We start from the raw sequence: 13,656 nt of genomic DNA, 5'->3' as shown, positions 1-13,656 counted from the left end.
AGACCACGATGCCGCGCTTCATGACAAATCTCCAAGAACGGCCGGCGTCAGCCGCTGATAGCCTTCCGCATATTGGATATCGCGCTTCGCCGTGATACCGATGTTCCGTTTCGCCTGCACGCCGCGCTGCAGCGCGACGCGTGTGTAGTATTCCCAAAGATGTTCCTGACCGGCCATGCACTCGATCGACTTGCGTTTCAGATCCCACACCTCGGTGATGTCGAGAAAGGTATTCGGAACCCATTCGCATTGCTCGGTCTGATGCGGCTCGAATGCATAGACGGGCGGGGCGCCGATAATGGTTTCGCCAGGCTTATGCCCTTCCGCCTGCGCGATGATGCGGGCCTCCTGCACGATATGCATCGCGAGCGGGTGATCGAAGTTGTAGGGATCTTTCTGAGAGTGACTCAGAACGAATGCGGGTTGAATCGCTCGATAGATATCGACGAGGCGCATGAGCGCGGTATCGGATACACGCAGCGGGTAGTCGCCGAGATCGAAAAATTCGATTTCCGCGCCGAGTATTTCCGCGGCGCGCAAGGCTTCTTCCCGGCGTGTCGCCTTGATCGCTTCGATCGTCGTGCTGCCCTTGCGCCAGAGTTTTGCGGATTCGCCTCGCTCGCCGAACGATAGGCAGACCACTTTCACGCGATAGCCATTTTTCCTGTGCAGCGCGATGGCGCCGCCGGCACGCCATACGAAGTCGGCGCTATGTGCGCTCACAACCAGCATCGAGTCATTCGAACCCATCTGAAACCTCCTCAAAGCGTTGAAAAGACCGGCTTTCGTGCAGCTTGCGCCGGCTGCATCTGTGCGCATATCGCTTCGATCTGCCTGAACGGATGTGATATGCCGCCGAGCAATGCCTGCCCCTCGGCGGTCAGCTTCACGCTGCGGTGCCTCCGGATGAACAGCGGTCGCCCGAAATACGCTTCGAGATCGCGTATCTGATGGCTGATCGCCGAAGGTGTCAGGTACAGTTCGTTCGCGGCTAATGCGAAGCTTTCGACCCGCGCCGCGGCCTCGAAAGCACGCAACGCGGCAAAGCTGGGAGGCCTGCTCATGATGTTTCGCGCCTTATGCCTGTCAGCCACTCAATGCCGAATGGTCTGAATGTCGTCGGAAAATTTAGCGAAATCGGCTTGCTTCGAGCGGTCGCGGTAAAGCCAGCCCAAAGTCGCCGCGAGCACTGCCACGATCAGCACCGGGACCGCTGCCACATAAAACAACTGCGCGACGGGCACGTTCGCGGCCAGCAGCATGCCGCCGATGACGGGACCCAGAAAGGAGCCGATCTTCGCGATCGCAAGCGCGGCGCCAGTTCCTTTGGAACGAAAAGCCGTCGGATAGACCATCGCCGAGACGGCATTGAGGCCGAATTGCGTGCCGACCACGCAGAACCCAACACCGAATACGGCGAATATCAAGGTTGATTCCGGCATCGGCACGCCCAGTAGCGCGACGAACGGAATGCCGATCACAGGCAGGCAGGTAATCACGCCGGGGCCGCGATCGTCGATAAAGCGCATGAGCGCGAGGCCGCCTGCCGCGCCGCCGACCGAGAACATCGCGGCGACGAGCGCGGCCTGTCCGGGGCGCACGCCAATCGATTCGATCAGCATCGGCAGCCAGTTCTGCAGGAACAGCAGCGTCATTGAATTGGCGATATAGGTCAGCCACAGAACTGGTGTGACGTACCGGAGCCTGCCGCCGAACAGCAGCCGGACTGAAAAGCGCACGGGTTTGAATTCGTCCGATACGATAAAGCGCGTGGTTTCGTCGACGTCGAGATCCGGCTGGATCTGCTTTGCGATATGGGCGATGCGCCTCGGTTCGCGCTCCTTGACGACAAGGTGCCGCAACGATTCGGGAAGCAGGAGGGCGAGGCCGACTGCGATCACGAGCGGGGCGACTCCGCCAATGAAAAACACCACATGCCAGCCGAAGCGATGAACCAGCCCTGCGGACACCACACCGCCGAGCCCCGCGCCCATCATGTAACCGGTGTAGGACAGACTGATCCAGGTCGCGCGCAGGCGGCGCGGCGCCGATTCCGACAGCAGCACGACCGCGTTGGGGATGGCGCCGCCAAGACCGATGCCGGCAAGCAGGCGCAACGCGATGAGGCCTTCCACGCCGGGCGCCCAGATCGTTGCGAGCGTCATGGTGCCGAATACCAGCGCGCCCAGGATGATCGTCGGTTTCCGGCCGAAGCGGTCGCCTAGATAACCGAACAGGAACGAACCGATCATGATGCCCGGCACGTTCGCGCCGAATGCCGGGCCGAGCGCGCCGCGCCCCAGATGCCATGCTTTCGATAAGGCTGGAGCCGCGTACGCGAGCGCCGCGAGATCGTAGCCTTCGATCAGCATCACGAACCAGATGCAGGCGACCAATGAAACGGCGAAACGGCCAATTTTTTGCTGTTCGACTACATCCGATATGTCGCAAACCGATGTTTGCATGTCGTCGTCTCCTTTCCTTTTTATACGCTGTACGCTGCGCCGTCACCTGGCGGTGAATCTGGTCGCGGGACGATGGGGCGAGGTGTCTCCGTTTTGCTGCCAGGCCCGCCGACCTTATAAATCCAGTACGAGTTCGGCCGATTTCGATCTCGAGCAGCAGATCATCATCCGGTCATTCGCTTGTTGTTGCCGTTCTGACAGGACCAGATCCAGATGCTCCGGGGTGCCGTCGATGACTCGGGTCTCACATGATCCGCAAATGCCTTCCTTGCACGAATACGACACTCTGACGCCCGTGCCGAGCACCACGTCGAGAATCGATTGTCCGGGCGCGACATCCAGCACGCGGCCGCTGGCCGCGAGCCGTACCTTGAACCCGCCCTGCGTGGCCGTTTCGTCGGACGCCTGGCGGCCGGCGAAATGTTCGACGTGTATCCTCGCGGGCTCGATACCTTTGGCTGCCGTTTCAAAAGCGCTCAACATCGACGTTGGACCGCAGCAATAAAAATGCGTGTTCTCCGGCTGATTGTCGAATGCGCCGTGCAGTTCGAAACGCCGGCCTCCTGCGTCGCCATCAAAATAAAAGCGCGTCCGTCTGCCCTTGCTGCGGCCCAATGCCTCGAGTTCCTCGACAAACGCGGCATGATGCCGTTGCCGGAAGCAATAGATCAATTCCCATGAGCGATTCAGCTCTTCCAATCTGTACACCATCGACCTCAAGGGCGTGATGCCGATGCCGCCCGCGATCAGGACGCTGTGCGGCGCATTTTCCATCAGTGGAAAGTTATTGGCCGGCGGGCTGACGGTGAGCATGTCGCCGACTCGAACCTTGTCGTGCATATACGCCGATCCTCCTCGGCTCTTGCGGTCGAGGTTGACGCCGATCACATAACAGTCGCGCTGGGAGGGCGCATTGGTCAGCGAGTAACTGCGCGCGAGGCCGTTACCCAGATGCACGTTGACGTGTGCACCCGCATCGAATGGCGGAAGCTCGCCGCCTTCCGGCAGTCTGAGTTCGAAGGTATGAATGCGTTGCGCTTCGTAACGGATTGCGGCGACCCTGAGTGCGAGCTGATTCATCGGCTATTTCCGCTCCCCTTGTAGAGCACCGAGTCATGCGGCACGACATCCTGCCAGGGCCGGTCGCCCTCGAGATCGAAATCGCGCGCGAGCATTTCCGTCATATCTTCGTACATCAGCCCGAGCGGCGTGCCGCCCGTCTGATTGAGCTCGACCGAATCGAGCAGGCGGCGGCGCAAGCGCATGATCGCCATGTCGGCCGGCACCAGGTGCTCTCCGTTGACGCGATCCGGCACAACGCCCATTGCCGTCGCAATCACGAAATCTTCCTGAGTGATGCCGCTGAAGCCCGTCCAGTTCTTGCGTTGCCGCATGGCCGTGCGATCTTGATAGAAGTCGTTTTCCCACGAAGCGACAAAGTTGTTATCTTCATAGAACCGACTGTCGGCGAGGCCCGAACGCTTCAGACGGCCCGCACGGTCATGAGGCAGCTGGGTAAAGCTCGCGTCGATCAGGTAAGTGCTCGTGCTTTCTTCGTCGCGCGGCACTTCGAATATCGTAGTAAAAAAATCGTTGAACGGGATCATCCGGCCGTATGGCATAAAGATAGGCACGACCCGGATATTGCGTTTTGCCGGGCTCGTGTCGGCAATTTGGCGAATACCCGCGTAGTGGAAACCGAAGCTTGTGTTCTCGATTTCGAGGGTCGGCGCCGTGTCGTCGAACGCGGGATTGAGCAGATCGGTCACGATAGGGCCATCCATGCCGTCCTTTAGCGCCCAACTCGGCCGTGCGACGTTGCTATGCAGCATGGTGACATGCGAGGTGTCCGCACCACCTTCCCAGAGCGGAAGGAAGTTTGCCTTCACGTTGATGCGCAGCACCACGCGATTTTCATCAGCCGCGTCGGCAAATGCAAAACGCCTGAACGGCGGTTCCAGTTCGGCCGGCCCGAGGTAAGCCCAGACCACCCCGCCGCTTTCGCGCACGGGGTAGGCCGGCGCGTTCAGCCGCTCGCGGATGCGCGGCTCCGCCAGATTCGGCGTTTCGAGAATCTTTCCGTCGACGGAGAATTTCCAGCCGTGATACAAGCAGCGGATCCCACCGTCCTCGACCCGGCCCAGCGCAAGCGACGCGCCGCGGTGCATGCACAGTTCATTCATGACCCCGACTTTGCCCGCACTGTCACGGAACGCCACGAGGCGCTCGCCGAGCACTTTCGTGCGCAGCGGGTCGCAATCGGGGTGCGGTAATTCGGCCGACGTCGCCACCGGATGCCAGTAACGCCGCAACGTGTCGCCGAGCGGGGTTCCCCGGCCGACATGAGCCAGAATCTCATTCTCCTCGTGTCTCATCTATTCACTCCGTGTCCATCGTCTGATCGGTATTGCTTCAACCGATCATAAAAGTGCACTACCGACGAGTAAATCGCTAATGCGTGTCGGTGCCCTCTCGAACCGAGATGGCAGTCATGAACCGGGTCGGTCGCAGCAGTGACGGGAACGGCGAGGAAAATTCAGCGGGGGACGCGCAGACTATCGAGAAATAGTTGTGCGGCGGGCGTCAGCGCGTCGGTCGATCGGACCCATACGTTCAAATCGCAGCGTGCCCATGGTTCGTCCAGCACGATCGCTACCAGGTCACGGGTGCACGCATAATAACTCGCGAGTGATGCTGGCAGTACCCCGATTCCGAGACCCACTTCGACCATCGCACACAGCGCTTCATAGCTGGCGACGTGCAGGCGCAGGTTCAAGGTCCGCCCGAGTTCGTTCGCGGCGCTGACCAGACGTACGTTGACGCCGGTGAAATCGATGTAAGGCAAATCGAGCGTTTCGCGAAACCGGACCGACTGGCGGCCGGCCAGCGGATGGCCGCGCGGCACCAGCAGGACCAGCGAATAACTCCGGTAAGGGAACGAGTCGAGTTCGAAGCCATGAGGGCTCGAAATCGAAATGCCGACGTCGGCGTTGTTCTCGGCGACCCCCTTCGTCACGGCATTGCTCAGATGCTGTTCGAGGTGAATCTGCACATGCGGGTGGGCCTGCACGAATGCGGCCAGATCCTGCGCGAGATAGAGCGTGATGGCCGACATACTGGCGAAAATCCGAATCTGCCCGCGTAGGCCTTGCGAGTAGCTGCTCATCTGCACCTTGATCTCATCGAGATCATGCAAGACGCCGCGCGCGAGACTCAGCAGCGCAAGCCCAGCGGGGGTGGGTTCCACGCCGCGATTGGTTCGCCGCAGCAGGCTCGTTTGCAAGGTCGCTTCGAGTTCCGCGAGCCGCCGGCTCACGGCGGAGGGGACGATGTGCTCCCGCTCCGCGGCCGCGGAGATCGTTCCTTCTTCCACGATGCTGACGAAGAGCTGCAATGAAACTGGATCGATTTTCATGGGGATAGTTTTTTTAAGCGCTGCGCGAAATATTCTAGTCAGTCGCCGATCCAGGACAATGGCCCGATGGCTTACGCGACAAAAGTGAGATATTCTCTGACGCCTGCGTTTGCCTACTTTCTTTCGACAATTATGACGCCTGCCTCGACCATGCCATGGCTTGACACGTATCTGTTAGGGAATACGCTGATCGATGCGACGCATCGGGAGTTTGTCGAGGCCGTCAATGCCATGCTCGCCGCCACCGAGAGGGCAAGCTTCGACATCTGCCTTGATGCGTTTGCCGCGCACGCGCAGCGTCATTTCGCCGAGGAAGATCGTTTGATGGCCGAATCCGGCTACGGCAACGCGAAGTGCCATGTCGACGAACATCACGCCGTGTTGACGTCAGTGAATGAAGTGCGCGTGCTACCCGATGAACGGCGTTTTGCCGTCGGCAGGAGATTCGCCGAAGAATTGGCTCGCTGGTTTCCCGGCCATCTCGATGCGATGGATCGCGGCCTCGCGGATTGGCTCGTGCAGCACGCCACGGGCGGGGCGCCGCTTAAATTTACGCGTGCGCTCGGCCGCCGCTGAGTGGTTCCGCTTTACGTCATCGCGGCGTAAACAAGCGTACGAAGCTGGCGGCGAATGCGCGGCAGATGAGGGTAAAGCTGGGTCATGAAGATGACGATCAGCTCCTCTGCCGGATCGACCCAGAAATAAGTGCCGGCGGCGCCACCCCAGAAAAAATCCCCCGCGTTACCTTGCAGCAGACATTGAGCCGGATCAAGCGTGGTGGCGAATCCGAGTCCGAACCCGACGCCTTTAAACGACGTTTCGGCGAAACTCGATACAGCAAGGGTCTCGAGATCCACGCCGCCTGGCAGATGATTGGCCGTCATCAGTTCCAGCGTCTTTCTACCGATGATCCGTTGACCGTCCAGAGTTCCCCCGTTCAACAACATCTGGCAGAAACGGTGGTAATCGTCGAGCGTGGACACGAGTCCGCCGCCCCCCGAGTACTGCGTCGCCGGAACCAGATAGTCGCTGGTCGCCGGATCGTCGATCAATTCGAGGCCCTTGTGTGGCGTGGTACGGTACAGCGCGGCAAAACGCTGTACCTTGTCCTTCGGCAATTCAAAAGTCGTGTCTGTCATGCCGAGCGGGGTGAACACCCTTTCTTCAAAAAATGCCGAGAGAGTGCGGCCGCTCAATTGCTCGACGAGATAACCGATGACATCGGTCGCAATCGAGTAATTCCACTTCGTTTGAGGGGCAAAGCGCAACGGCACTTGCGCAAGCTGCTCGATGGTATGCGCGAGTGTGCTGCCGCGTACGCGCGTATCGATATTGTGCTGGCGATATATATCGTCAACCGGCGAGCCGCGCTGGAAGCACGAGGTCAGTCCGGACGTATGGCGCATTAGGTCGACCACGAGCATATCCGGTGCCGGCATCGCCTGAGACAGATCGGCGCTGCCGTCCGGCAGCATGTGCAGCTCGCTCCACGCGGGAATATATTTTTTGACGGGGTCGTCGAGCGAAAGGAGGCCATCCTCCACGAGCATCATCAGCGCGATCGAAGTCACTGGCTTGGTCATCGAATAGATACGAAAAATCGTATCGTTCTCGATAGGCTTGCCGCGTTCGATGTCGGCATGACCCGCCATGAAACGGGCGACTTCGGTGCCGGCGCGCGAAATCAGCAGCGAAAATCCCGCCAACTGACGCGTCTCTACGTAACCCGATTTTAAAAATTCGGCGAGGTGATCCAGTCGTTCTCCGGAAAAACCATTTTGATCTGCACTACTGTTTTTCATACATGTCCTGTGCGATTGAGACGATCGGTTTCGGTATACCAGATGGGTTCGGAAAACGCCATGCCGAGGGCGTAGAGAGCCCCTGCGGAAAATGGCGCTCTCCGCACGAGCGCCCCTTGCTGCAAGGCAAGCACGGCGCGATGGGTTTCAGATGAAATTTATTCTCTTGTCCGCGCCGATGCGCTCGCCTATCGTGTTTTTTGAACTCACTCAATCCATTTGAATCGACCCGAGAATGAACCTCGTATCTCGCGCCGCAAAACATCAAACGTTGGTATTACTCCCTGGCTTGCTTTGCGACAGTACCGTTTGGGAACATCAGATCGAAAGCTTGTCGGATACGGCGGATTGCGTTGTAGCGGATTACGGCGCGTGCGATTCGATCGAAGCTATGGCCGAAGCGGTGCTGTCGACCCAATTACCCGATACATTCGCGTTAGTCGGCCACTCGATGGGTGGACGCGTCGCGCTTGAAATCGTGCGTCGCGCACCGCTGCGGGTGGCGCGTCTCGCGCTGTTGGACACAGGTTATCAAGCGCGCCCCGAGACTGAAGCCGGCGTACAGGAGCGAAGCCAGCGCCTCGCGCTGCTCGATCGCGCAAGAACCGAAGGCATGCGTGAGATGGGCACCCAATGGGCGGTCGGTATGGTCCATCCCGCTCACGTCGACACGCCGACTTTCGAAGCGATACTTCGGATGATCGAACGCAATAGTGTGCAGCGTTTCGCGCACCAGATCGAAGCGCTGCTGCGCCGTCCAGACGGGACGTCGCTGCTGGCCCATATCGATTGCCCGACGCTGCTGCTGTGCGGCCGCGAGGATCGATGGAGTCCGCTTGCGAGGCATACCGACATGCGCGAGGCGATACGGGGTGCGCATTTGGAGGTCATCGAGCATGCGGGGCACATGACGACGATGGAGCAACCCGAATCTGTCACGCGCGCATTGCGGACGTGGCTCGCCGCATGAGTGCCGTGGGTTCGCTGCCGCCGGAACACTGGTTGGCCGAGCAGGCGTGCCGCGATTGCATTCTGCGTGTGGGCGCCGCACTCGATGCGGGCGATTACGTAGCGTTCTCGCATCACTTCGCTCGCGACGCCACGCTGACGAGACCTAACCAGACCGTGCTCGAAGGACGCGACGCGATTCTCGCGAGTTATCTGCAGCGGCCCGCCGACAGATCCACGCGGCACCTGCTCACGAACATCATCGTCGATCTGGAATCCCCGACGCTTGCGCGCGCAAGGAGCACGGTGCTGCTTTGGAGCGCCACGCGGGAGCCCGCGGAGCGCGATTCCGCTATTTCCGTCGATGAAGGCGGACCCCCGAAAACCGCGCTCAACGAACACTGCGCCGACCCTTTACAACTGTTGGGCGAATTCGACGACATGCTCGAGCGGCACGAAGAGGAATGGTTGATTGCGAAGCGGGTGGCACGCTTCGTCATGTTTCGAAATGCATAGCCTTTGCTGGATAGCCGGCAGATCTAGCAGGTTTTAAAAACAGGATGGAACACAGATGGCGGAAATCATAGGCGGTATCGGGACCTCGCACGTACCGACGATTGGGGCGGCATACGACAATAGGCGGCAGAGCGATCCAGCCTGGAAGCCGCTGTTCGACGGCTACGAGCCGGTAGCGAAATGGCTCGCCGACAAACGCCCCGATCTGCTCGTGATGTTTTATAACGATCACGGCAACAGCTTTTTCTTCGATTGTTATCCGACCTTCGCGGTGGGTATTTCGGAAGAGTTCGACATGGCCGACGAGGGCGGCGGCCGTCGTCCCTTGCCGCGTATTGGCGGGCATGCCGAATTTGCGGCGCATATGGTCGAATCGCTCGTCAACGATGCGTTCGACATCACCGTGTTTCAGGAGCGGGCGCTCGATCACGGCTGCAATTCGCCCTTGGCGCTGCTGTGGCAGCACGAGCCGCGATGGCCCGGCGCGATCCTGCCGGTCGCGATCAACGTTCTCCAGTATCCTCTGCCGACCGCGGCGCGCTGTTATGCGCTGGGCCAGGCGGTGCGCCGTGCCGTGCAGTCGTTTGCCGAAGATCTCAAGGTGGTGGTGGTCGGAACGGGAGGATTATCGCACCAGATTCACGGCGAACGCGCGGGGTATAACAATAGCGAATGGGATCATGAATTCCTGAGGCTGATGGTCGACGATCCGCAGCAATTGACTGCGATGCGTCACGCCGATTTTATCCGGCTCGGCGGCGCGGAAAGTGTCGAAGTCATCATGTGGCTCGCCATGCGCGGCGCACTCGATCAAAATATCCGCTGCCTGCATCAGAACTACTATCTGGCCACCACGACCGCAATGGCCGTGACGTTATATGAACCGGCGGTCACGGCGCATGAAGCTTCGGCCGATGGCACACGAGTTGGTGAGGAGCACACGTCATGAATCCGCAACTCGATGGCCTCGACAATCTGTCCGGCACATATATCTTTGATCTGCGCAAGAGTCGCAAGGCGCTGAAGATCAATCGATTTTTCTGGCAGCAGCGCGACCCGGCATTCCGTCAGCTGTTTCTTGACGATCCGGAGCGGACGTTCGACGACGCAGGGTTAAGCGATGAGGAGCGTCAGCTCATCGTGAAGCGGGATTGGCTGGGTCTGGTGCAATATGGGGTATCGTTTTTCGTGCTCGAAAAATATGCGCGATTGCTCAGAGTTTCCAATCTGGCGGTTTATGCTTCGATGCGCGGCGAAACGCTGGATGATTTTCTGAAGACCCGTAAGGTGCCGGCATCGGCTTGAACGATAGCCCGCCGTCACGACGATAGGCGGGCTCGCCGGCGTGTTTCTCCACAAGCGCGCAATAGAGCTGTGGTGAAACACGGATCCTCCCACCGTGAAGCGAGCCTGCCCGTACCGGGTGCGATCAGAACGTATGACGGATGCCCACGGTGGCGGAGAACTGTAGCCGGCTGGTCGACGGCGCATTGCCGTAGATCTGCGCAAACTTCGCGTCGCCGGCGGCCTTTTGATAGACGGCAACCAAAAACACGTCAGTGCGCTTCGAGAGGAAATAGTCAATACCCGTATCGATCTGGTGCCATTTCGGGCTTTCATTATTCGTATGGCCGTCGGTGAAGATATAGCCGATGCCGACCAGCGCCTCCGGTGTGACGTAATAGGTAAAAGTCGGTTCGTAGTTCGTGAGGCTCAGCCCCGGTGCACCCTGCAGGTAACTGAACATCGAGCGCGTGACCATCATGGTGAACTGAGCGGCGCCTAACTTGTAATCCCCCGAGAGACCGAACATCTGTTGCCGGTTAACATTGCTTGCAAAGGTTGTAATGACGGGAACACCATAGGTGTCGGTGATCGCGCCATTCGAATTCGACGCCGAGTTCGGGAGTAGAAACTCGCTATAGGCGATCGCGGCGCTGAACGGACCGTTCGTGTAGGTTAGCGAAGCGCTCTTGCTGCTGTTGTTGTTGAATTCACCCGCGTCGTTGGAAAAACCATATTGACCGACGAACTGGAAGCCACTGTATAGATGGCTCGAGTAACGCACTGCATTCGAGACGCGCGTGGTCTCGAACACGTTGTCGTTGTCGCCGATCGGCACCCCGAATGCGGCGAATTGAGCGGCGGCTTCGTAAAAGAAGAGAGCGTCGCTCATCGCATCGACTTGACGGCCCACGGTGATGCTTCCGAAATCCGGGGTCGATATGCCGACGAAGGCTTTGCGGCCGAACAGCTTGCCGCCGTTGCTCAGCGCGCCGCTCGTGATGCTGAAGCCGTTTTCCAGGGTAAAGAACGTTTTGTAACCGCCGCCCAGGTCTTCGACACCTTTCAAACCCCAGTGGGGCGTTTGTTGGACGCCACTGACGAGCGCGTAGTCGCGGCTACCCGCCGTGTTGTTCGTATAGACTAGGCCTACCGAAATCACGCCATATAGCGTCACGCTACTTTGCGCGTGTGCCGGCAGAGCGATCCCCGCCAACGCCAATGTGCAGCACCCCCATGCGATCATCGTCTTCTTCATTTTTTGCGTCTCCTCAGACAAATTTTATACTCTGAAATATCACTCGACTTTCTGGAACGATCTGATGTCCGGGCAGACTCGCTGTCGGGCCTTTTCAGACGTCGGTGCTCCAGGTTGTAACTCCTTATCCCGGACGGTCATGTCCAATGGATATCAATGAAAGGTAATCTGTACCGCTAAATAATTAGGGATTGGTTACATGACTCATCCTATAAAGACGTAGCGCTTAGGGTGTCGTGGCTGTCCTCCTGTACGAGAGGCGGGGCCCAGTGGTCAATAGTTCTTGCCCCCTTGACCGCCTTCGACCGCCAAGCTGTTTTCCGGAGAGGCAACCTCGACGTGATGAAGTCGCCCCAGCATCACGGCGAGCACGGCGACAAAAGCGAGTGGTAACGCGGCGAGCTGGAAGACGTTCTGTATGCGCATGTGCATGGTCATAAGCATGCCGCCGATCATCGGTCCGAGAAACGCGCCGATCTTGGATACCGCCAGCGCCGCACCGGTTCCATTCGAGCGAAATGCCGTCGGATAGACGATGGATATCATCGCATTGAGACCGAATTGTGTCCCGACCACGCAGAAGCCGACGCCGAATATGGCAATCGCCAATGCGGGTGCCGGCATCGTGTGTCCGAGCAGTGCGACGAGCAGTATGCCGGGAGGCGGCAGGCATGCGATGACGATTGCGCCATGACGGTCGAGTAGACGCATCAAGGCCAAACCGCCTGCTGCGCCTCCGACCGAGAACATCGCGGCGAGCAGCGCGGCGTGCGCGGGTGCCACGCCAATCGCCTCGATCAGTATCGGAAGCCAGTTTTGCAGAAAAAGCAGCGTCAGAGAATTCGCGATGCAGATCAGCCACAATACTGGCGTGATGTACCGTAATGGCCCGCTGAATAGCTGCTTTACCGAGAAACGCGCGCTTGTTTGCTCGTCGGACACGATGAAGCGAGCCGAATCGGGCAGAACAAAATTGGGCTGGATGCGTTGTACGGTGAGAGCGATCCGGTGCGGCGAGCGTTTTTTCAGTGCCAGATAGCGGATCGATTCTGGCATCAGGAACACCAGCGCGATCGCGATCGCACTGGGCATGACGCCGCCGACGAAAAATACGACTTGCCACCCGTAGGTCGAGACCAGGCTAGCCGAAACCACGCCCCCAAGCGCTGCGCCGACCATGTAACCGGTATAAGACAGGCTAATCCACGTCGCCCTCATGCGTCGCGGAGCGAATTCGGTCAGCAGCACAATGACGTTTGGAACGGTTCCCCCAAGGCCGATGCCCGCGATAAACCGGAGGCAGATCAGGCCGGTGATGCCCGTTGCCCACTGGGTCGCGAATGTGCAAATGCCGAACAGCAGAATGCCGAGAATGATCGCGGGTTTCCGTCCCGCGCGATCGCCGAAGTATCCGAACAGGAACGACCCGATCAGCACGCCGGGAACATTGGCCGAGAACGCCATGCCGAATGCGCTGCGGCTCAGATGCCATGCTCGGGCCAGCGCCGGTGCGGCGTAACCGAGTACGGCAATGTCATAGCCTTCTATCAGTAAAACGAACCACATGTAAAAGATCAACAAGATCGCAAACCGGCCGAACTTCTGTTGTTCGATCACGGTGGAAATATCGCAGAGGCGCCCCTGCATGGCTGTCTCCATCATTTTTGATGAATTTTTCACGGGCTCGCCGATATCGACGTCGATGGTTCCTATCGCACGCAAGCCGTCCTAACGGGGCGACGACGTGGCCCGAGTGAGTTCTGCGGATGGTATTGAGGTGGAAGAGGTGCGTAAACCGCTAATTCAAGGTGGCGCCGTCTCGAATCGAGATGGCAATTGGCCGCCTTCCTGTCCCGCAGTTTTCGGCGGTTACGCGAGCGTGGAAAGCGATGAGCCTCATCCTCCTTGGGAGACGCGGCGACCCGCGGCGGGATTTTTTAGCCGATCGCGCGGCGCGGCAGCAATCGA

Annotated in this window: 14 protein-coding genes; 5 read left to right on the top strand and 9 right to left on the bottom strand. The window is 59.2% G+C overall.

Annotated features, from left to right (window positions below; all coding sequences use genetic code 11):
* Nucleotides 1–18: 18 nt before the first annotated feature.
* From HB376_RS31895 to HB376_RS31870, 6 genes are all read right to left on the bottom strand, one after another.
* On the bottom strand, nucleotides 19–750 hold the full coding sequence (locus HB376_RS31895; protein WP_213767661.1) for a PIG-L deacetylase family protein: 732 nt from the start codon (nucleotides 748–750) through the stop codon (nucleotides 19–21).
* 11 nt (nucleotides 751–761) lie between these two features.
* On the bottom strand, nucleotides 762–1,064 hold the full coding sequence (locus HB376_RS31890) for a LysR family transcriptional regulator (RefSeq protein ID WP_213767660.1): 303 nt from the start codon (nucleotides 1,062–1,064) through the stop codon (nucleotides 762–764).
* A 30-nt stretch (nucleotides 1,065–1,094) separates the two neighbouring features.
* Complete coding sequence (locus HB376_RS31885; RefSeq protein WP_213767659.1) at nucleotides 1,095–2,465, bottom strand: MFS transporter; 1,371 nt, start codon at nucleotides 2,463–2,465, stop codon at nucleotides 1,095–1,097.
* A 114-nt stretch (nucleotides 2,466–2,579) separates the two neighbouring features.
* Entirely contained in the window at nucleotides 2,580–3,545 is a 966-nt protein-coding gene (locus HB376_RS31880) for a PDR/VanB family oxidoreductase (RefSeq protein WP_213767658.1), read from the bottom strand.
* The gene (locus HB376_RS31875; protein ID WP_213767657.1) at nucleotides 3,542–4,840 is read right to left on the bottom strand and encodes a Rieske 2Fe-2S domain-containing protein; all 1,299 of its coding nucleotides are present in this window, start codon (nucleotides 4,838–4,840) and stop codon (nucleotides 3,542–3,544) included. The genes HB376_RS31880 and HB376_RS31875 overlap by 4 nt, the downstream gene beginning before the upstream one ends.
* Nucleotides 4,841–5,001: 161 nt before the next feature.
* On the bottom strand, nucleotides 5,002–5,880 hold the full coding sequence (locus HB376_RS31870; RefSeq protein ID WP_213767656.1) for a LysR family transcriptional regulator: 879 nt from the start codon (nucleotides 5,878–5,880) through the stop codon (nucleotides 5,002–5,004).
* 150 nt (nucleotides 5,881–6,030) lie between these two features.
* Between HB376_RS31870 and HB376_RS31865 the strand changes: the two genes are divergently transcribed.
* Nucleotides 6,031–6,456, top strand: a complete 426-nt coding sequence (locus tag HB376_RS31865; protein WP_255631668.1) for a hemerythrin domain-containing protein — start codon at nucleotides 6,031–6,033, stop codon at nucleotides 6,454–6,456.
* 11 nt (nucleotides 6,457–6,467) lie between these two features.
* Here the strand turns inward: HB376_RS31865 and HB376_RS31860 are convergent, their stop codons facing one another.
* On the bottom strand, nucleotides 6,468–7,682 hold the full coding sequence (locus HB376_RS31860) for a serine hydrolase domain-containing protein (RefSeq protein ID WP_213767654.1): 1,215 nt from the start codon (nucleotides 7,680–7,682) through the stop codon (nucleotides 6,468–6,470).
* Between the two features lie 235 nt (nucleotides 7,683–7,917).
* Here HB376_RS31860 and HB376_RS31855 point away from each other — a divergent pair, with 235 nt between their 5' ends.
* From HB376_RS31855 to HB376_RS31840, 4 genes are read left to right on the top strand one after another with little or no spacing between them, the layout of a single operon-like run.
* Complete coding sequence (locus HB376_RS31855; RefSeq protein ID WP_213767653.1) at nucleotides 7,918–8,652, top strand: alpha/beta hydrolase; 735 nt, start codon at nucleotides 7,918–7,920, stop codon at nucleotides 8,650–8,652.
* Nucleotides 8,649–9,146, top strand: coding sequence for a nuclear transport factor 2 family protein (locus HB376_RS31850; protein ID WP_213767652.1), 498 nt, complete (start codon nucleotides 8,649–8,651; stop codon nucleotides 9,144–9,146). Before HB376_RS31855 ends, HB376_RS31850 begins: the two co-directional genes overlap by 4 nt.
* A 55-nt stretch (nucleotides 9,147–9,201) precedes the next feature.
* On the top strand, nucleotides 9,202–10,095 hold the full coding sequence (locus HB376_RS31845; RefSeq protein WP_213767651.1) for a gallate dioxygenase: 894 nt from the start codon (nucleotides 9,202–9,204) through the stop codon (nucleotides 10,093–10,095).
* A complete protein-coding gene (locus HB376_RS31840) occupies nucleotides 10,092–10,451 on the top strand; it encodes a protocatechuate 3,4-dioxygenase (protein WP_213767650.1) in 360 nt (119 codons plus the stop codon). Before HB376_RS31845 ends, HB376_RS31840 begins: the two co-directional genes overlap by 4 nt.
* A 124-nt stretch (nucleotides 10,452–10,575) precedes the next feature.
* Here the strand turns inward: HB376_RS31840 and HB376_RS31835 are convergent, their stop codons facing one another.
* Both HB376_RS31835 and HB376_RS31830 read right to left on the bottom strand, forming a co-directional pair.
* Nucleotides 10,576–11,688, bottom strand: a complete 1,113-nt coding sequence (locus HB376_RS31835) for a porin (RefSeq protein WP_213767649.1) — start codon at nucleotides 11,686–11,688, stop codon at nucleotides 10,576–10,578.
* Nucleotides 11,689–11,961: 273 nt separating this feature from the next.
* Nucleotides 11,962–13,335 carry an MFS transporter gene (locus tag HB376_RS31830; protein ID WP_213767648.1) on the bottom strand — a complete coding sequence of 458 codons (1,374 nt, stop codon included), beginning with the start codon at nucleotides 13,333–13,335 and terminating at the stop codon, nucleotides 11,962–11,964.
* Between the last annotated feature and the right edge of the window lie 321 nt (nucleotides 13,336–13,656).

The sequence above is a fragment of the Caballeronia sp. dw_19 genome (assembly GCF_018449515.1).
GTDB lineage: Bacteria > Pseudomonadota > Gammaproteobacteria > Burkholderiales > Burkholderiaceae > Caballeronia.
This window is presented reverse-complemented; position numbering and strand designations above follow the sequence as displayed.